This window comes from Salegentibacter sp. (genome assembly GCF_036568425.1).
Taxonomy (GTDB): domain Bacteria; phylum Bacteroidota; class Bacteroidia; order Flavobacteriales; family Flavobacteriaceae; genus Salegentibacter.
The window spans coordinates 27,907-45,783 of sequence record NZ_DATCSO010000076.1; the positions used below are offsets into that span (position 1 = coordinate 27,907).

Here is a 17,877-nt window from a genome sequence, read left to right on the forward strand (position 1 = left end):
TAAGACTTTTCCTGCCGCCTTTCGAAAAAAGAAAATTATGCTTCAGAAAATTGATATAAAAAACTTTGAAAATTCCGCAGGTGGGATTCAGGATATATCCCTGAGTTTCCAGCTATTCGGACAGCCTTTTGAGTTGGCCCCTATAGTGCTTGTAAATCACGCCCTAACCGGGAATTCTCAGATTACCGGTGAAAATGGCTGGTGGAGTGGGGTCGTAGGCCCTGGGAAGACTATAGATATAGACCAATATGCGGTGCTGGCGTTCAATATTCCCGGAAATGGTTTTAGTGGAAAAAAAGAGGACCTGATAGAAAACTATAAGGATTTCAGTTTAAAAGATATCGCTCGCATACAGGCCCTTGCCCTGGAAAAACTGGGAATCAATAAACTTTTTGCCATGATCGGCGGGTCTATTGGCGGAGCTTTAGCCTGGGAGTTGGCAGTTTTACAGCCCGACCTTGCCGAAAACATTATTCCCATTGCAACCGATTATAAAGCAACCGACTGGGTGATTGCAAACTGTCAGGTTCAGGCTCAGATTTTAAATAATTCGGCCTGCCCGGTAAAAGACGCCCGGATGCATGCGATGACCTTTTACCGAACTCCGCAATCACTTACAAAAAAATTTAAGCGTTCGCGGGAAGAAGTACAGGCCTGCTATAAAGTAGAAGGCTGGTTGCAATATCACGGCGATAAGCTGAAGGAACGTTTTCAGCTGGCCTCCTATAAACTGATGAATCACCTGCTTACCACCATTGATATCAGCAGCGGCACCGGGAACTACCTGGAAGCCGCTAGAAAAATAAAAGGAAATATCCATATTATCACGGTGAATTCAGACTGGTTTTTCCTGGCTGATGAAAACTGGGAAACCTATGTGGAGCTATCACTCACCAAACCCAACGTTAGTATACAGGAAATCAAATCTATACACGGGCATGATGCTTTTTTAATCGAAGCCTATCAACTAACCCGATTTTTAAAACCTGTTTTTAAACCCAACAAAAATGAAACCAGTATAGTGCCGGAACCAAATATTGGTTACGAACAGGATTATAAGTATAGGCCTTTGCATAATGCACAATTGGAGGTAAAAATTAGTAATAAATGAAAAAAGTGAACATCATCTTATTTGGAATAGGTAATGTAGGTGGTACGCTTATAGCCCAACTTTTAAAAACCAGGTCCCTGTGGACTTCTGAATTTGGAATGAGCCTTAATGTCCCAGTAATCTCCAATTCGGAGAAAGCGCTTTTTAAGCCTGAAGGGATAGGTGAAAATTGGAAAGTGGATTTTGATGAAAATGCGCAGACTTATAAACTGGAAGATATCCTGAAATTCAGCCAAAAACATCAGCTTGAAAATCCCGTTTTCATAGATGCTACGGCAAGTAAAGATGTAGTTCTGGAATATCCCAAACTGGTTTGTAAGGGTTTTCATCTGGTGGCCGCGAATAAAATTGCCAATACGCTTTCTATTGATTTCTATTATGAATTAAGAAGAGCACTTGATAAACACAAAAAACAATTCTATTACGAAACAAATGTTGGTGCCGGGCTACCCATTGTGCAAACCGTACAAGAACTATATGGGGCAGGAGAGAAGATAACAAAGATAAGAGGGGTTTTTTCAGGTTCTTTAAGCTTTATTTTTAATAGTTTTTCTGATTCTGAATCGGAGTTTTCCGAAATACTGAAAAAAGCCGGAGAATTGGGGTATACCGAACCTGATACCCGCGAGGATCTTTCTGGAAATGATGTTGGTCGTAAACTGTTGATCCTGGCAAGAGAACTCCAGCTGAGAAAAGAGTTTGAAGAAGTGAAAATTCAGTCCCTAATTCCTGAAAAATTAAACGGGAAGACCTCTTCGGAAAATTTTCAGAATAGAATTTCAGAACTGGATGAGCTTTTTGAAAAATATAAAAAAGAACAGCAAAACGATCACGTATTACGATATGTGGGTGAGATCGAGGTGGGGAAATCTAACCTGCAAGCCAGGTTGATATCTGAACCACGGGATACTGCCTTAGGACAAATCAAGGGAGCCGATAATATTTTTGAGATCTATACCGAGTCCTACGGCGAACAACCTCTGGTAATCCAGGGGGCAGGAGCCGGAGCAGCAGTGACTGCCCGGGGTATAGTGTGTGATGTGCTGAAATTGTCGCAAAGCCTCAATTAAAATTTATTAATTGGAACAAAATGCATTTTGAAACCGAAGGAATAAGGATTGCCTTGAAAATGGAGATGATGTGGTTGCAGGTTTAGAACAAGCTCTAAGCAGGCTGAAAGATGAGTAGAGCAAAATCACCGGAAAATAGATAGCACCCGAAGCAAAAATTTTATTTAAGTATCTTCGTGGCATGCTTTCAAAAAAGACCAAGTACGGAATCAAGGCATTGGCCTTTATCGCTTCACGCGAAGATAAAAGACCTGTCCAAACTTCAGAAATCGCTAAAAGCGAGAATATCTCTTTGAAGTTTCTGGAAAGCATTTTATTAAGCCTTCGGAAATCCGGTTTTTTGGGTTCTAAGAAAGGTAAGGGTGGTGGGTACTATCTAATACAGGAGCCTGAGAAGATCAAGATGACCGCAGTAGTTCGGGTACTTGAAGGTCCCATTGCTATGGTACCTTGCGTTAGCCTGAATTATTACGAGAAATGCGCCGACTGTCCCGATGAAGCAACCTGCTCGGTGCACGCGCTGATGATACAGGTTAGAGATAGCACCCTGGATGTTTTAGGCGGAAATACACTCTACGATTTGGCCAGGGTGAAGAAAAAATCTTAATCCCATTAAATTAATTATAAATTAATTGGCATAACCGCAGCTTTAAGTTTATTTTTGCTTTGATAACCTACTAGCCCGATAGGGTTTTAAAAATGATTCCCGGTTCGATAAAAGGCCTTGCCGAAAGGGCATTATCTATTCCCGGAATATTATAATATTTAAAGGGATAATATGAAAAAATTCACTCAAACTCAGTTAGATGAACTTAATGAAAAGTTGCAGGCATTTAGTCCTGTCGAAATTATAGAGTGGGTAATTACAAAAGCTGAAAACCCTGTGGTTACTACAAATTTCCGACCCTATGAAGCCGCTATCTTACACGCGGTAACCCGGGTAGAACCCAATCTTAAGGTAATTTGGTGTGACACAGGTTATAATACTCCTCAAACCTATAAACATGCTACCCAGGTAGCAGAGCAGTTGAATTTGAATATAAAACTTTATATACCAAAACAAACAGCAGCATACAGAGATGCTTTTTTTGGTGGTATCCCTGAAGTAAATTCAACTCAACATGAAGAATTCACCAAGCAGGTGAAGCTTGAGCCTTTCCAACGTGCCATTAAAGAGCAAAATCCAGACCTGTGGTTTACTAATTTACGAAAAGGACAGACCTCTTTTCGCGACAGCATTGGTATTTTGAGCTACAGCAAGGATGGGATTTTAAAAGTGAGTCCGTTTTATCATTGGAGTGATGAGAAACTTGATATTTATTTGGCAGAGCATAATTTACCCAATGAATTTAAATATTTTGATCCCACTAAGGTGCTGTCTAATCGCGAGTGTGGTTTACATGCCTGAAATTAATTAAAACCAGTTAAGTTTTAATATACTTTACCTTCTCCGGTATTTTCAAAAATTAAAAGCTCCTGATTTCAGGAGCTTTTTCTACATTTACCAAAAAATTATCTGCTATGAAAATTCATCTGAAACGCATAAACAAAGAATACCTCTTTGAAACTACCAACGAGCGCGGGGATGTAGTTTATCTCGATAATAAATCTGTAGAAAACCCGCAGGGGGCAAGCCCGATGGATCTTTTACTGCGTGGTCTTGCCGGCTGCAGCAGTATCGATGTGGTGATGATACTTAAAAAACAAAAGATAGAGCTTGACGATATAGAAGTGCAGGTAGAAGGTTTCAGGGAAGATGGTGCTATTCCAAATGTTTTTAAAGGGATTCACCTTAACTTTATCCTTCAGGGGGAGGCACCTGCATCCAAGGCCCTCAGGGCGGTAAAACTTTCAATGGATAAATATTGCTCAGTTTCAAAAATGCTGGAAAAAGCGGCTGAAATCACCTATTCTGTTAGCCTAAATGGAGAAAAAATAAAATAAGCTCAAAAAGATTTTAATTCTTTGGAATTAGACTAAGTATGACCGATATTTGATGGTTCAAGTTCATTAATTTACATCGTTATCAAGAAAGGTTGAGGGAATAGACCCGATGAAACCTTAGCAACCCTCCTGTAATGGGAGAAGGTGCTACCTTCTACTTCGCTTAAGCGAAGATAGATAACAAAAGACTCTTTCCTGCTTCTTTTTTTGATAGTGATTTATTACCATGCTATGTCAAAATTAGAAGAACAACTCAAACGTAAAATATTAATCCTGGATGGTGCTATGGGCACTATGCTTCAGGAATATAAATTCACGGAAGAAGATTTCCGCGGAAATCGTTTTGCCCAGTGGCCGGTATCACTTCAGGGTAATAATGACCTTTTATCTTTAACACAGCCAGGAGCGATCGCCACCATTCACAGAAAATATTTTGAAGCCGGTGCCGATATTGTGGAAACCAATACTTTTTCTGGTACTAGCATAGCTATGGCCGATTACCAAATGGAAGATCTGGTCTATGAGATGAATTATGAATCAGCCGGAATTGCAAAAAAGGTTGCAGAACAAATGACTGCGGAACAACCGGGGCAACCGCGTTTTGTAGCCGGAGCAATGGGGCCTACGAACAAAACCGCCAGTATGTCGCCAGATGTTAATGATCCTGGGTTCAGAGCTATTTCTTTTGAAGAACTTCGGGTAGCTTATAAGCAACAAGCGAAAGCTTTAATTGAAGGAGGGGTTGATATTTTGCTAATCGAAACGGTTTTTGATACGTTAAATGCCAAGGCGGCACTTTTTGCCATAGATGAATTAAAAGAGGAGCTTGCTGTAGACACCCCGGTGATGGTGAGCGGTACGATAACCGATGCTTCCGGGAGAACCCTTTCCGGCCAAACGGCAGAGGCTTTCTTGATCTCTGTTTCACATATTCCCCTATTAAGTATAGGGTTTAATTGTGCTTTGGGGGCAAAACAACTCACCCCGCACCTTGAAGTTTTAAACCGCTATACAAATTCGGGGGTTTCGGCTTATCCCAATGCCGGCTTACCGAATGCTTTAGGGGAATATGATCAGGACGCTGAAGAAATGGCCAATCAAATAAGAGAATATTTAGAAAAAGGTCTTGTAAATATTTTAGGAGGTTGCTGTGGAACCACGCCAGATCATATTAAGAAAATTGCTGAAATCGCCAAAGGTTACAAGCCCAGACCTATAGAAAACCTGAAAAATCCGGAAATCATATAAATTATGTTAGAAAAAAGAGCATTACGCTTATCCGGGTTGGAAGCCTTAACCATCACTACCGAAAGTAATTTTATAAATGTAGGGGAGCGTACCAATGTGGCAGGATCGAAGAAATTTTTAAGGTTAATTAAAGAAGAGAAATTTGAAGAGGCCCTTGTAATTGCACGGGAACAGGTTGAAAATGGAGCTCAAATTATCGATATCAATATGGACGATGGCCTTATTGATGGTAAAGTGGCTATGGTGAAATTCCTCAACCTAATAGTGGCTGAACCCGATATTGCCCGGGTACCTATAATGATTGACAGCTCGAAATGGGAAATTATAGAGGCCGGTTTGCGGGTGGTACAGGGAAAATGCGTGGTAAATTCCATTAGTTTAAAAGAAGGGGAAGCCACATTTATTGATCACGCGAAAAGAATTAAACGTTACGGCGCTGCCGTAATCGTGATGGCTTTTGATGAAGTTGGCCAGGCCGATAATTATGATCGACGAATTGAAATTGCCAGGCGTTCTTATGATATTCTGGTCGATAAAGTGAATTTCCCTCTGGAAGATATCATTTTTGATCTTAATATTTTTCCCGTAGGAACAGGGATGGAGGAGCACAAAAGGAATGCGATAGATTATATTGAAGCCACGCGGTGGGTAAAGCAGAACCTGCCACATGTGAGTTTGAGCGGGGGTGTGAGCAATGTTTCATTCTCCTTCCGTGGCAATAATCCGGTGCGTGAGGCGATGCATTCGGTTTTTCTTTATCATGCCATCAAGGCCGGGATGAATATGGGAATTGTGAATCCCTCCCTTCTGGAAGTTTACGATGAAATTCCCAAGGACTTGCTGGAACACGTGGAAGATGTGATCCTGGATCGGCGGGACGATGCTACCGAACGTTTGCTCAATTTTGCTGAAAGCGTAGTAGGTTCTAAAAAAGAGAACAGGATCGATCTCTCCTGGAGGGAAAATTCACTTCAGGATAGAATTACTCATGCCCTGGTAAAGGGAATAGATACCTATATCCTGGAGGATATTGAGGAGGCGAGGAAACAGGCTAATCAACCCATTGAAGTGATCGAAGGCCATTTGATGATTGGAATGAACGTGGTCGGCGATCTCTTTGGTAGCGGGAAAATGTTTCTTCCACAAGTGGTAAAATCGGCCAGAGTGATGAAAAAGGCTGTGGCCTATTTACTGCCTTATATTGAAGCTGATACATCGAACAAACGCCAATCGGCCGGAAAAATTCTTATGGCTACCGTCAAAGGTGACGTGCACGATATTGGTAAAAATATTGTCAGCGTGGTGCTGGGTTGCAATAATTATGAAATTATAGATCTGGGGGTGATGGTCCCGTCGGAGAAGATTATCGAAACGGCAAAGGCTGAAAATGTGGATGTGATAGGCCTTAGCGGACTTATAACTCCCTCTCTGGATGAGATGGTTTTTCTGGCCAAAGAAATGCAACGGCAGAATTTTCAGGTGCCATTACTCATTGGTGGTGCAACAACATCGAAGGCACATACGGCTGTAAAAATCGATCCGCAATATGGGAATGCCGTGGCTCACGTTAACGATGCTTCCCGTGCGGTAACGGTGGTGGGCGATTTGCTTAAGGATAGCACCCGTTTAAGATATATGAGCGATCTTAAGGCGGAATACGATAAATTCAGAAAAAATTTCAAGAAACGCAGTAAGGTGAAATCTTTTCTGAGTTTAGAGGAAGCCAGGCAGAATAAGTTTAAGATAGACTGGGAATCCTCTGAAATTTCTACACCCAAAAAACCAGGCATACAGGTTATTGAAGATTTTGATCTTAAAAAATTGGAGCCTTACATAGACTGGAGTCCATTTTTCAGGAGCTGGGACCTACACGGGAAATATCCGAAGATTCTGGATGATGAAAAAGTAGGGGAGCAGGCGAGGGCTTTGTTTTCTGATGCCTTGAATTTACTGGAAAAAATCTTCGATGAAAAGCTGCTGAAAGCTAAAGCAGTCTTTGGTCTGTTTCCAGCCAATACTGTAAATGAGGATGATATAGAAATTCGGTACAGAGAGGATTCAGAAGAAAAAACGATGCTCTTCAGAACACTCCGGCAGCAATTAAAAAAGCACGGGGAGCAGCCTAATTTAGCTCTGGCCGATTTTATAGCGCCAATAGAATCCGGGATAGAGGATTTTCTGGGTTGTTTTTGTGTCACTACCGGTTTTGGAACTCAGAAAATGGCAAACAAATTTGAAAAAGATCATGACGATTATAATTCGATAATGATTAAAGCCCTTGCTGATAGATTAGCAGAAGCTTTTGCCGAATATCTTCATAAACAGGTAAGGACAAAGCATTGGGGTTACGAGCCATTAGAAAAACTGAGTAATGAGGAACTTATAAAAGAAAGCTATAAAGGAATTAGACCGGCTCCGGGTTATCCAGCCTGTCCTGATCATTTGGAAAAATTGAGTATCTGGGAGGTTTTAAAAGTAGAAGAAAAAATTGGGGTTAAACTTACTGAAAGTCTGGCTATGTGGCCTGCAGCCAGCGTTAGTGGATATTATTTTGCTAATCCTGAAGCAAGATATTTTGGTCTTGGAAAAATCGGGGAAGATCAGGTGGAAGATTATGCAAAGCGGAAAGGGATTTCAGTAGAAAAAGCCAAAAAATGGCTAAACCCGAACATAGCGGATTAAAGTTGCTTCCCCAAAAGTTAGGAAAACAGAATAGAAAATATTTTTAACCTAAAATCCCATTTAAAATTGGAATTGCAGACGAACATAGAGGTACAATGAAAATAACCGAACACATTAAAAAAGCGAAAGAAAGATCTTTGTTTTCCTTTGAAATATTACCACCCTTGAAGGGCCAGAATATTCAGTCTATCTATGATGGAATAGATCCTCTGATGGAGTTCAGGCCAGCATTTATAGATGTGACCTATCACCGTGAGGAATATGTGTTTAATGATCAGGGAAACGGGTTATTACAGAAGAAGATAGTGCGGAAAAGGCCCGGTACGGTAGGAATCTGCGCTGCTATTCAGAGCAAATATGGGGTTGATGCGGTGCCACATATTCTTTGCGGTGGTTTTAACAAAGAAGATACCGAGAATTTTTTAATTGATCTTGACTTTCTTGGAATTCAGAATGTGATGGCTCTAAGAGGAGATGCGGTAAAAAGCGAGATTTACTTCACTCCCGAAAAAGATGGAAACCATTTTGCTAAAGATCTGGTGGAACAGATTGGAGGTATGAACCGGGGAAAATACCTCGATGAGGTAATGGAAAAAGGACATAATACCGATTTTTGTGTTGGCGTAGCAGGTTATCCCGAAAAACACATGGAAGCCCCTAGTCTGGATAAGGATATTAAACGTCTTAAAGAAAAAGTTGATGCCGGTGCAGCATATGTGGTCACCCAAATGTTCTTCGACAACCAGAAATATTTCGAATTTGTTGAAAAATGTAAGGTGCACGGGATTACTGTTCCCATTATTCCTGGTTTAAAACCTATAGCAACTAAACGCCAGCTTAGCGTTATCCCTCATCGCTTTCACGTAGATATGCCCGAAGAATTAATCCGTGAGGTTGAAAAATGTAAGGACAATAAAGAAGTGAGAGAAGTGGGAGTAGAGTGGGGAATTTATCAGAGTAAGGAACTTATCGCAGCCGGGGTGCCGGTGCTGCATTATTACTCGATGGGTAAAAGCACAAATATTCAGAAAATAGCTAAGGCAGTTTTTTAAAATATTGGGCTACATTTGCCGGTAATGAAGAAAATTTCTGCCCTTATTTTTCTTTTCGCAGGTTTGAGCCTGGTTGCTCAGAATTCCAGGAGGAATTATTATTCTTTTGATGCGAGTTATTTTTACGGAACTATTGCCGAGCACAATGCTGATATAGCCCACTTAATCACGGGGCACCCCCAGGCTTTCATTCTCGGGTTTAATAAAAAGAGTTTCGGATTTAAAGATTGGGAAAAACGGTATAATTATCCCGATGTAGGGGTGTCCTTTACCTATCAGGATATGAAAGAACCCGCTTTGGGTGAGAATTATGGACTCTATGTTCATATGAATTATTATCTGCTTAAGCGCAGTTTAATGTTGAGAATAGGGCAAGGCCTGGCTTACGCTGGGAACCCCTATCATCCCGATGATAACTTCAGGAATAATGCTTACGGTTCACGGTTGTTGAGTACCACTTATCTGATGGCTAACCTCAAAAAGGAAAATATTATTAAAGGTTTTGGGCTTCAAGCCGGGCTCTCGGTTATTCATTACTCCAATGCCGATTTTAAATCTCCCAACACCAGTACAAATACTATCGGATTGAATCTAGGGATGAATTACGTGCTGGATCATACAAACCTACCGGCCTATATTCCAAAGCTACCGGGAGAAAAATATACTGAGACTATTCATCTAAATCTTGTGCTTCGCAGTGGTGTGAATACAATGGGCGTGATTGGCTCCAAAAAATATCCTTTTCTTACTTTTTCTGCTCTTGCTGATAAGGTAATTAATCATAAGAGCACATTACAGGCCGGAACCGAATTATTCCTTTCTAAGGCGATGGCAGAACGAATCAGGTATCAATCTATCGCATTTCCTTCCGGGGACACAAGTGGAGATGAAGATTCCAAAAGGCTTGGGGTTTTTGTAGGGCACCAATTGGTTTTTGATAAATTATCGGTTATTACTCAGTTGGGATATTATGTATATTTCCCTTACGAACATTATGTTGGGCAGCTTTATAACAGGATTGGTCTTCAGCGAAAACTTACTGAAAAATTATGGGCCTCTGTTAGCGTTCGCTCACATTGGGCCAATGCCGAAGCTGTGGAATTTTCAATTGGTTACAGGTTATGAAAAGATATTTTTTAATATTAATGCTGGTTTTCGCCTTTTTCAGTTGTGATTCTGAAAATGCTCCGGGTTGTATCCAAACCGCCGGGCAGATCGTTTCTGAAGAGATAGAGGTTACAGCATTTGAGGAAATTAACGTTTTTGACGATGTGAAACTTTTTATTAAACAGGGTGCAGAACATAAAGTAGTAGTACAAACCGGCAAAAATATTTTGAGTGGCGTTTCGGTGGAGGTTCTGGACAGCCGGCTTCATATTAGAAATGATAAGCCCTGTAATTACCTTCGGGACTACGGACTTACAAAAGTAACAGTCACTACGCCTAAATTGAGCTGGTTGCAAAATAGCAGTCATCAACCCATTGAAAGTATTGGAGTTTTAAATTTTCCTGAACTTTGGCTGAGATCCCTAAACCAGGAAAGAAATCCTGAGATTTATACCAACGGAGATTTTATTCTGAAATTGGAAGTGAATTCACTACGTATCACCAATGATAATGTTTCCAATTATTTTCTCTCCGGAAAGGCGGGCAGCTTAGACCTTTTCTTCGCGGCGGGAGACGGCAGGCTAGAGGCAGGTGATCTGGAGACCGGAAATATTGACCTGATGCATCGTGGAACCAATAAGTTAATAGTGAATCCACAGGAATCGATAAAAGGAGATATTTATGGTTTTGGGGATGTGATCGCAAAAAACCGGCCACCGGAAGTAAGAGTAAAGGAGCATTACACCGGCCGACTTATTTTTGAGTAAGTTCAGCAAATAAACTTTCCAGATTCTTGGTTTTTTGGTTTAACTGAAGAGTTTTTAAACCATTATCATGGGCGAAATCAAAGACTGAGGGTCTCATGTCTTTTTTTGTATCAAAACTGAGTTCCCAGGCAAATCCGCCAATATTCTTTGCAGATACCAAATGCGGTATTTTTTGGATGGCTACCGGTTCGATCAGGTAATCAAATTCAACGTGGATCAGCTGTTCTTTCTCTGCTCTTAGGTCATTTAGTTTTTTGTCGGCAACAATCTTTCCCTTATGAATAATAATCACTCTGTCGCAAACAGCTTCGACTTCCTGCATAATATGGGTGGATAAGAAAACAGTTTTGTCTCTGCCGATATTCCGAATTAAGCTTCGAATTTCAACCAGCTGGTTTGGGTCCAGCCCGGTAGTGGGTTCGTCAAGAATCAAAACTTCTGGGTCGTGGAGTAAGGCTGTAGCCAACCCCACACGTTGGCGGTAACCCTTGGAGAGCTGTTCTATCTTTTTATTAGCTTCGGGTTTAAGTCCGGTAAGTGATATTACTTCTTCAATCCGGGATTTATCGGTTTTATAGATCTTGGCATTAAATTCCAAATATTCCCGAACGTACATTTCGGTATAAAGCGGATTGTGCTCGGGTAAATAACCAATGTTTTTCTGAATTTGGTGGAGGTTATCTTCCAGGGAAATGCCATTTACCGAGGCTTCACCTTCAGAAGGGGGTAGATACCCGGTAAGGATTTTCATCAGGGTAGATTTTCCCGCTCCGTTTGGGCCTAAAAAACCTACAATCTCTCCTCGTGTGACCGAAAAGGAAACTTTGTCCAGGGCTTTTTGTTCCCCATAAAACTTTGAAATACCTTCTGCCGAAATAGACATAGCTCTTCTTTTTTCAAAAATAGGTAATTATAAACGAATTTTATCTCCATAAAAGTATGAGCCTGGATTGCATAATTCGGAACTTCTATAGGTGAGATTAGCTGGATTTTTATGATTTGAAGATAAATCCGGTAAAATTAATACAACCCCATAAAAAGCATAAAAAATTTTCTGAAAATGTTTTTCATTCTGAATTTATATTCTACTTTAGCCACATAACAAAGAGACAATGATTAGCTTAATTCGCTGGAACACATTCTTTTATTTTTATTTCTATTTCAGAGATAGGAACGGGAATGTTATGTAATTAAGTGAAGAAAATTATAAAAAAAAGTCCCGATAGAAATCGGGACTTTTTTTTATGCAAAATTTGAATGGAAAGAAAAATAGCAATACAGGGCATTCAGGGGTCATTTCACCATTTGGTGGCACAGCAATATTACCGGGAAGATGTGGCGGTGCTGGAATGTATGTCTTTTGGAGAGCTGTCTAAAAGTCTGGTGAATGGTGATGCCTCAGAAGGAGTGATGGCTATAGAGAATAGCATCGCAGGCTCTATACTCCCAAATTACGCACTTATTGATGAAAATAAATTACAGGTGGTGGGAGAGCATTATATTCCTATAGATATGAATTTAATGGTGCTGCCCGGGCAAAAGCTTGAGGATATTAAAAAAGTGTATTCACACCCAATGGCTTTATTGCAATGTAAAGAATTCTTTAAACAATACCCGCATATAAAACTCATTGAAGATGCAGATACTGCTGAGGTTGCCAGAAGAATTAAAGAAAAGGAATCACACAAAATTGCAGCTGTAGCCAGCAAAGCAGCTGCGCAGATTTTTGGACTGGAAATTCTCGCAGAAAGTATTCATACCAAAAAAAGCAATGCCACCCGGTTTTTAATCCTCAGTACAAAAAAGAAAGAACCCAATGGTGATAAAATAGATAAGGCTTCACTAAAATTTGAATTGGAAAGCAAACGTGGGAGCCTGGTTTCGGTATTAAATATTTTGAGGGATTTTAACCTGGATATGAGTAAGATACAAAGTATGCCGATTATCGAAAGCCCGTGGAAATATTCATTTTTTATCGATGTTACTTTTGAAAACTATGATGAATTTTTAAAAGCAGTTGGTATTCTTGAAGTGATGACGGAACAACTAAAAATATTAGGAACCTATAAAAACAGCTTGATATGATAGCACAAGCCAACAGGCTAAACCACGTAAAAGAGTACTACTTCTCTTCTAAGCTAAAGGAGGTACGTGCTATGCAGGAGTCGGGAAAAGATATTATAAACCTGGGAATAGGTAGTCCTGATCTGCCCCCGCCGCCACAGGTTATTACGGCATTAAACGGGGCTTTGGTGAATTCAGCAGCGCACCAATATCAACCCTATAAAGGGACGGCCGATTTTAGAAAGGCAATTGCCGAATTTTATCAGAATCATTATGATGTTGTCCTGGATGCCGAAACAGAAATCTTGCCCTTAATGGGTAGCAAAGAGGGTATCACCCATATTACTATGGCTTTTTTAAATGAGGGCGACGAGGTGTTGATTCCGAATCCGGGGTACCCAACCTATGCTGCGGTTACCGAACTTGTTGGGGCTAAAGCGATGTTTTACGATTTAAATGCTGAAGGAGACTGGTTGCCGAACCTGGATGAGCTGGCTAAAAGAGATTTAAGCAAGGTTAAATTAATGTGGGTGAATTACCCGCATATGCCCACCGGGGCTTCGGCAACAAATAAAGTATTCAGGGATCTTGTGGAATTTGGAAAAACCCATAATATCCTTATTGTAAATGATAATCCCTATAGTTTTATTCTGAATAAGGAGCCTAAAAGCATTTTTCAAACTGAAGACGCCAAAGAAGTGGTCCTGGAACTTAATTCCCTGAGTAAATCTTTTAATATGGCCGGTTGGCGAATAGGAATGGTTTGTGGAAGCGAGAAAAATTTAAATACCATTTTAAAAGTAAAGACCAATATGGATAGTGGGATGTTTTATCCGCTTCAGGCCGGAGCAGCAGTTGCTTTACGATTGAATGGAGGGTGGTTTACTGACCAAAATGAAATTTATCAAAACCGGAAAGAAAAAGTGCTGGAACTTGCAAAAGTCTTGCAATGTAAACCGGAAAAAGACCAAACCGGGATGTTTGTTTGGGCCAGAGTTCCCAAGGGCACCACTTCAGAAGCTTTTGTTGAATTCCTGCTTCAGAAGCATAATATTTTTATTGCACCTGGCTTCATCTTTGGAACTATGGGGGAGGCTTATGTGAGGTTTTCGTTATGTGCTTCCGAAGAAAATATTGGTAGGGCTATTAAACGGGTAATGGAATGAAAGTACAGATTATTGGAGTAGGGCTCATAGGCGGATCATTTGCACTGGATATAAAAGCGGCTTTTGCTGAGGCTGAAGTGTATGGATGTGATACTAATAATGCTCATTTAACCAAAGCTAAAGCTCTGGGGATTATTGATCACCAGGCCGACCTGGAAAATGTGCGGCAGGTAGATGTAGTCATTCTTGCAGTGCCGGTAAATGTTGCACCCGAAGTATTGAAACAGGTGCTGGACCTTGTAAATGAAGACACCCTCGTTTTTGATGCTGGTTCTACCAAAGAAGGAATTTGTAAAATTGTGACAAATCATCCGGGAAGAAGAAATTACCTGGCAGCCCATCCTATAGCGGGGACCGAATTTTCTGGTCCCGAGGCAGCAATTCCTAATTTATACAGGAATAAAACCAATATTATTTGCGAGGTGGAAAGAACTGCCTTTAAACTGCAGGAACGTGCCCTGGAAATTTTTCAAAGATTGGGGATGCGCATAAGATATATGGATCCTAAATCGCACGATAAACATATTGCCTATGTTTCGCATCTATCGCACATAAGCTCTTTTATGCTTGGCAAGACAGTTCTGGAAAAAGAAAAAAACGAACGGGATATTTTTGACCTTGCCGGAAGTGGGTTTGCTTCCACGGTGAGACTGGCAAAGAGTTCACCAGAAATGTGGACCCCAATTTTTCAACAAAACAAAGAAAATGTACTGGAGACCTTAAAAGAATATATCACTAACCTTAACCACTTCAAGGAGCTTATAGAGGATGATGATTTTCAGGGGGTGCACCGGGAAATGCAACGCACCAATCATATTAAATCTATTTTAAACGGAATAAACTAATACGTAAAGATTAATTTTACAATTATGGAAAATAAGAAGGAAATGAGAAATTGGCTGGATAATTTCGGCTTAGATCATCCATTGGTAATCGCCGGGCCTTGCAGCGCCGAAACTGAAGAACAGGTTTTAAAGATCGCACATCAATTAAAAGATACCGATGCGACTGTGCTTCGCGCTGGAATCTGGAAACCGAGAACCAGACCTGGTAATTTTGAGGGCGTTGGTTCCCTGGGATTGAAATGGTTGAAGAAAGCCAAGGAAGAAACCGGGATGCTTACTACCACAGAGGTTGCTAATCCTGCTCACGTAGACCTGGCTTTAGAGTATGATGTAGACATTCTTTGGATTGGAGCCCGTACTACCGTTTCTCCTTTTATTGTACAGGAGATTGCCGATGCCTTAAAGGGTACCGATAAAACAGTTTTGGTAAAAAATCCGGTTAATCCCGATCTTTCTCTATGGTTGGGGGCAGTAGAAAGACTGCACACTGCTGATATTAAAAACCTGGGCGTGATTCATCGTGGATTTTCAGCCTATGAAAAGACCAAATACAGAAATAATCCGGAATGGCAAATCGCTATCGAACTTCAAAATAAATTCCCGGATCTACCATTAATTCTTGATCCATCGCATATTGCGGGAAGAAGGGATATTATCTTTGATCTTTGCCAGACCGCTTTGGATCTCAATTATGACGGTCTTATGGTGGAAACTCATCATACGCCAGATGAGGCCTGGAGTGATGCGGCACAGCAAATTACACCTGCAACTTTGGTGCAGATAATGAAAGATCTGAAAATCAGAAAAGAGGTTTCAGAGAGTGAAGAGTTTCAGCATAAACTCAACAACCTGAGAGCTCAGATCGACGTAGCCGATAACCAATTGATCGAGTTGCTCTCACGAAGAATGAAAATTTCAGATGAAATCGGAAAAGTGAAAAAGGCCCAGAATGTATCGGTGCTTCAAACTAAAAGATGGAATGAAATTCTTGGGAATATGGTACTTGAAGGCGAACAGTACGGTTTAAGTGAGGAATTTATTCTTAGGTTGTTCAAAGCAGTTCACCAGGAATCTATCAATCACCAAGAGAAGATTATGAAAGCTTAGTGGCTTTGGTTTTCAATGAATTTTGACTAAAAACCTTGCAGTAATTGCTATTTTAGCAAACCAGACCGGGCTTCATGGTCCAGGCGGTTACAAAAGCACTATGTGAATGAAAGGAACTGTTTATAAATCTACTGGTAGTTGGTACCTTGTAAAAGGGGAAGATGGCAAAAATTACGATTGTCGTATTAAAGGGAAGTTTCGAATAAAAGGAATTAAAAGCACTAATCCTGTAGCGGTAGGAGACAAGGTGGAGTTTGATGTAGAGGAGAAAGCCGAAGAAGAACTCGGGGTTATCAAGAAGATTGAAGAGCGTGAGAATTACATCATCCGAAAGTCGGTTAACCTATCGAAACAGACCCATATTATTGCTTCGAATATTGATCAGGTATTTCTGCTTATTACTTTAAACAATCCACCTACCTTCACAACTTTTGTTGACCGCTTTCTGGTTACTGCGGAAGCTTACCGCATAAAAGCTGTACTCTTGTTCAATAAGATAGATACTTATAATGAAGATGAATTGGTGGAAATAAAGTACCTGGCGGCGCTGTATCGGGAAGTGGGTTATGAGTGCCTGGGAATTTCGGCAAAAACCGGAAAAAATGTAGAAAAAGTAAAGGAGATGATGCTTGGGAAAACCAGTATGTTTTCGGGGCATAGTGGAACGGGAAAGTCCACCTTGATAAATGCTTTAGAACCAGGTCTTAATTTAAAAACTTCAGAGATTTCTGACCAACATAAACAAGGGCAACACACCACTACTTTTGCTGAAATGTTTGACCTGAGTTTTGATGCCAGAATTATAGATACTCCCGGGATTAAAGGTTTTGGAGTGGTAGATATTGAGCGGGAGGAACTGGGGAATTATTTTCCTGAGTTTTTCAGGTTAAAGCAAAACTGTAAATTTAATAACTGTATGCATCTCGAGGAACCGCAATGTGCTGTTAAGGAGGCTCTGGAAGAAGGGGAGATAGCCTGGAGCCGGTATAAAAGTTATTTGCAGATTTTAGAAGGCGAAGATGATAATTACAGAACTGATATTTATAAAAAAGAATGAGAGTTGTACTTCAGCGGGTTTCAAAAGCCTCAGTAAGCACACACCGCGAAATTAATGCGGTGATTAAAGATGGCTTGGTTATCCTGTTAGGGATAGAGAATGCCGATACGGAGAAAGACATTAAATGGCTTTGCAATAAGATCGTTAAGATGCGTATTTTTAATGATAAAGAGGGAGTTATGAATGAATCTCTTCTCGATGTAGATGGAGATGCCATTGTGGTAAGCCAGTTTACCCTATATGCGAGTACCAAAAAGGGAAACAGGCCTAGTTATATTCAGGCTGCAAAACCTGAAGTGGCTATTCCACTTTACGAAAAATTCATAAAAACTCTTGAAGAAAGCTTAGGAAAACCGGTGGGAAGTGGTGAATTTGGTGCTGATATGAAAGTAGAATTGATTAATGATGGCCCGGTAACAATCTTAATGGATTCTAAAAACAAAAGTTAAAATTAGTTAAATTTTTATTATCTTGCTGTTTCTAAGTAATCCTTTTATTCAAAATGCGCAAGATTTCAGTAGCCTTGCAGCTAATTTTTATTGGCCTCGCAACCCCACTCCACGCACAGGATATCCCTGAAAACACCTTTAAAGTTGAACTTCTGGCGAATGCTAATGCTATTTTGCGGGAAGAAATCACGGAAATCAGTATTCTTTC

The 17,877-nt window shown here is 40.5% G+C and carries 17 protein-coding genes and 1 riboswitch; of the genes, 16 read left to right on the forward strand and 1 reads right to left on the reverse strand.

Annotated elements, in window-relative coordinates; all coding sequences use genetic code 11:
* The first annotated feature begins 37 nt into the window (after positions 1–37).
* The 10 genes from VIM94_RS07315 (at position 38) to VIM94_RS07360 (ending at position 10,981) form a co-directional block, all read left to right on the forward strand.
* Positions 38–1,111: an alpha/beta fold hydrolase gene (locus tag VIM94_RS07315; protein WP_332038635.1), complete on the forward strand. Its 1,074-nt coding sequence runs from the start codon at positions 38–40 to the stop codon at positions 1,109–1,111.
* A complete protein-coding gene (locus VIM94_RS07320) occupies positions 1,108–2,181 on the forward strand; it encodes an aspartate kinase (protein WP_332038636.1) in 1,074 nt (357 codons plus the stop codon). The genes VIM94_RS07315 and VIM94_RS07320 overlap by 4 nt, the downstream gene beginning before the upstream one ends.
* Before the next feature lie 181 nt (positions 2,182–2,362).
* Positions 2,363–2,788: an Rrf2 family transcriptional regulator gene (locus VIM94_RS07325; RefSeq protein WP_332038637.1), complete on the forward strand. Its 426-nt coding sequence runs from the start codon at positions 2,363–2,365 to the stop codon at positions 2,786–2,788.
* 171 nt (positions 2,789–2,959) lie between these two features.
* A complete protein-coding gene (locus VIM94_RS07330; protein ID WP_332038638.1) occupies positions 2,960–3,589 on the forward strand; it encodes a phosphoadenosine phosphosulfate reductase family protein in 630 nt (209 codons plus the stop codon).
* Between the two features lie 113 nt (positions 3,590–3,702).
* Positions 3,703–4,125 (forward strand): OsmC family protein, encoded by a 423-nt coding sequence (locus VIM94_RS07335; protein ID WP_332038639.1) that lies wholly within the window; start codon positions 3,703–3,705, stop codon positions 4,123–4,125.
* A gap of 76 nt (positions 4,126–4,201) precedes the next feature.
* Positions 4,202–4,309, forward strand: a riboswitch (SAM riboswitch).
* A gap of 47 nt (positions 4,310–4,356) precedes the next feature.
* The gene (locus VIM94_RS07340) at positions 4,357–5,373 is read left to right on the forward strand and encodes a homocysteine S-methyltransferase family protein (protein WP_332038641.1); all 1,017 of its coding nucleotides are present in this window, start codon (positions 4,357–4,359) and stop codon (positions 5,371–5,373) included.
* Positions 5,374–5,376: 3 nt separating this feature from the next.
* Positions 5,377–8,055, forward strand: a complete 2,679-nt coding sequence (gene metH, locus VIM94_RS07345) for a methionine synthase (RefSeq protein ID WP_332038642.1) — start codon at positions 5,377–5,379, stop codon at positions 8,053–8,055.
* Positions 8,056–8,150: 95 nt separating this feature from the next.
* A complete protein-coding gene (metF, locus tag VIM94_RS07350; protein WP_332038643.1) occupies positions 8,151–9,107 on the forward strand; it encodes a methylenetetrahydrofolate reductase [NAD(P)H] in 957 nt (318 codons plus the stop codon).
* 24 nt (positions 9,108–9,131) lie between these two features.
* On the forward strand, positions 9,132–10,232 hold the full coding sequence (locus VIM94_RS07355) for an acyloxyacyl hydrolase (RefSeq protein ID WP_332038644.1): 1,101 nt from the start codon (positions 9,132–9,134) through the stop codon (positions 10,230–10,232).
* The gene (locus tag VIM94_RS07360) at positions 10,229–10,981 is read left to right on the forward strand and encodes a head GIN domain-containing protein (RefSeq protein WP_332038645.1); all 753 of its coding nucleotides are present in this window, start codon (positions 10,229–10,231) and stop codon (positions 10,979–10,981) included. The genes VIM94_RS07355 and VIM94_RS07360 overlap by 4 nt, the downstream gene beginning before the upstream one ends.
* Here the strand turns inward: VIM94_RS07360 and gldA are convergent.
* Positions 10,968–11,864: a gliding motility-associated ABC transporter ATP-binding subunit GldA gene (gene gldA, locus VIM94_RS07365; protein ID WP_332038646.1), complete on the reverse strand. Its 897-nt coding sequence runs from the start codon at positions 11,862–11,864 to the stop codon at positions 10,968–10,970. The two genes, VIM94_RS07360 and gldA, sit on opposite strands and share 14 nt — an antisense overlap.
* Before the next feature lie 374 nt (positions 11,865–12,238).
* Between gldA and VIM94_RS07370 the strand changes: the two genes are divergently transcribed.
* The 6 genes from VIM94_RS07370 (at position 12,239) to dtd (ending at position 17,669) form a co-directional block, all read left to right on the forward strand.
* Entirely contained in the window at positions 12,239–13,066 is an 828-nt protein-coding gene (locus VIM94_RS07370) for a prephenate dehydratase (RefSeq protein ID WP_332038647.1), read from the forward strand.
* The gene (locus VIM94_RS07375) at positions 13,063–14,211 is read left to right on the forward strand and encodes a pyridoxal phosphate-dependent aminotransferase (RefSeq protein WP_332038648.1); all 1,149 of its coding nucleotides are present in this window, start codon (positions 13,063–13,065) and stop codon (positions 14,209–14,211) included. The genes VIM94_RS07370 and VIM94_RS07375 overlap by 4 nt, the downstream gene beginning before the upstream one ends.
* A complete protein-coding gene (locus tag VIM94_RS07380) occupies positions 14,208–15,056 on the forward strand; it encodes a prephenate dehydrogenase (RefSeq protein WP_332038649.1) in 849 nt (282 codons plus the stop codon). The genes VIM94_RS07375 and VIM94_RS07380 overlap by 4 nt, the downstream gene beginning before the upstream one ends.
* Positions 15,057–15,080: 24 nt before the next feature.
* Positions 15,081–16,163: a bifunctional 3-deoxy-7-phosphoheptulonate synthase/chorismate mutase type II gene (locus VIM94_RS07385; protein ID WP_332038650.1), complete on the forward strand. Its 1,083-nt coding sequence runs from the start codon at positions 15,081–15,083 to the stop codon at positions 16,161–16,163.
* Between the two features lie 106 nt (positions 16,164–16,269).
* Positions 16,270–17,220 carry a ribosome small subunit-dependent GTPase A gene (gene rsgA, locus VIM94_RS07390; protein ID WP_332038651.1) on the forward strand — a complete coding sequence of 317 codons (951 nt, stop codon included), beginning with the start codon at positions 16,270–16,272 and terminating at the stop codon, positions 17,218–17,220.
* Positions 17,217–17,669: a D-aminoacyl-tRNA deacylase gene (gene dtd / locus VIM94_RS07395; RefSeq protein WP_332038652.1), complete on the forward strand. Its 453-nt coding sequence runs from the start codon at positions 17,217–17,219 to the stop codon at positions 17,667–17,669. The genes rsgA and dtd overlap by 4 nt, the downstream gene beginning before the upstream one ends.
* The last annotated feature ends 208 nt before the right edge of the window (positions 17,670–17,877 follow it).

Coding starts and splice junctions, on each gene's coding strand:
- VIM94_RS07315 (WP_332038635.1), top strand. CDS start 38: ATGCTTCAGAAAATTGATATAAAAAACTTTGAAAATTCCGCAGGTGGG.
- VIM94_RS07320 (WP_332038636.1), top strand. CDS start 1,108: ATGAAAAAAGTGAACATCATCTTATTTGGAATAGGTAATGTAGGTGGT.
- VIM94_RS07325 (WP_332038637.1), top strand. CDS start 2,363: ATGCTTTCAAAAAAGACCAAGTACGGAATCAAGGCATTGGCCTTTATC.
- VIM94_RS07330 (WP_332038638.1), top strand. CDS start 2,960: ATGAAAAAATTCACTCAAACTCAGTTAGATGAACTTAATGAAAAGTTG.
- VIM94_RS07335 (WP_332038639.1), top strand. CDS start 3,703: ATGAAAATTCATCTGAAACGCATAAACAAAGAATACCTCTTTGAAACT.
- VIM94_RS07340 (WP_332038641.1), top strand. CDS start 4,357: ATGTCAAAATTAGAAGAACAACTCAAACGTAAAATATTAATCCTGGAT.
- metH (WP_332038642.1), top strand. CDS start 5,377: ATGTTAGAAAAAAGAGCATTACGCTTATCCGGGTTGGAAGCCTTAACC.
- metF (WP_332038643.1), top strand. CDS start 8,151: ATGAAAATAACCGAACACATTAAAAAAGCGAAAGAAAGATCTTTGTTT.
- VIM94_RS07355 (WP_332038644.1), top strand. CDS start 9,132: ATGAAGAAAATTTCTGCCCTTATTTTTCTTTTCGCAGGTTTGAGCCTG.
- VIM94_RS07360 (WP_332038645.1), top strand. CDS start 10,229: ATGAAAAGATATTTTTTAATATTAATGCTGGTTTTCGCCTTTTTCAGT.
- gldA (WP_332038646.1), bottom strand. CDS start 11,864: ATGTCTATTTCGGCAGAAGGTATTTCAAAGTTTTATGGGGAACAAAAA.
- VIM94_RS07370 (WP_332038647.1), top strand. CDS start 12,239: ATGGAAAGAAAAATAGCAATACAGGGCATTCAGGGGTCATTTCACCAT.
- VIM94_RS07375 (WP_332038648.1), top strand. CDS start 13,063: ATGATAGCACAAGCCAACAGGCTAAACCACGTAAAAGAGTACTACTTC.
- VIM94_RS07380 (WP_332038649.1), top strand. CDS start 14,208: ATGAAAGTACAGATTATTGGAGTAGGGCTCATAGGCGGATCATTTGCA.
- VIM94_RS07385 (WP_332038650.1), top strand. CDS start 15,081: ATGGAAAATAAGAAGGAAATGAGAAATTGGCTGGATAATTTCGGCTTA.
- rsgA (WP_332038651.1), top strand. CDS start 16,270: ATGAAAGGAACTGTTTATAAATCTACTGGTAGTTGGTACCTTGTAAAA.
- dtd (WP_332038652.1), top strand. CDS start 17,217: ATGAGAGTTGTACTTCAGCGGGTTTCAAAAGCCTCAGTAAGCACACAC.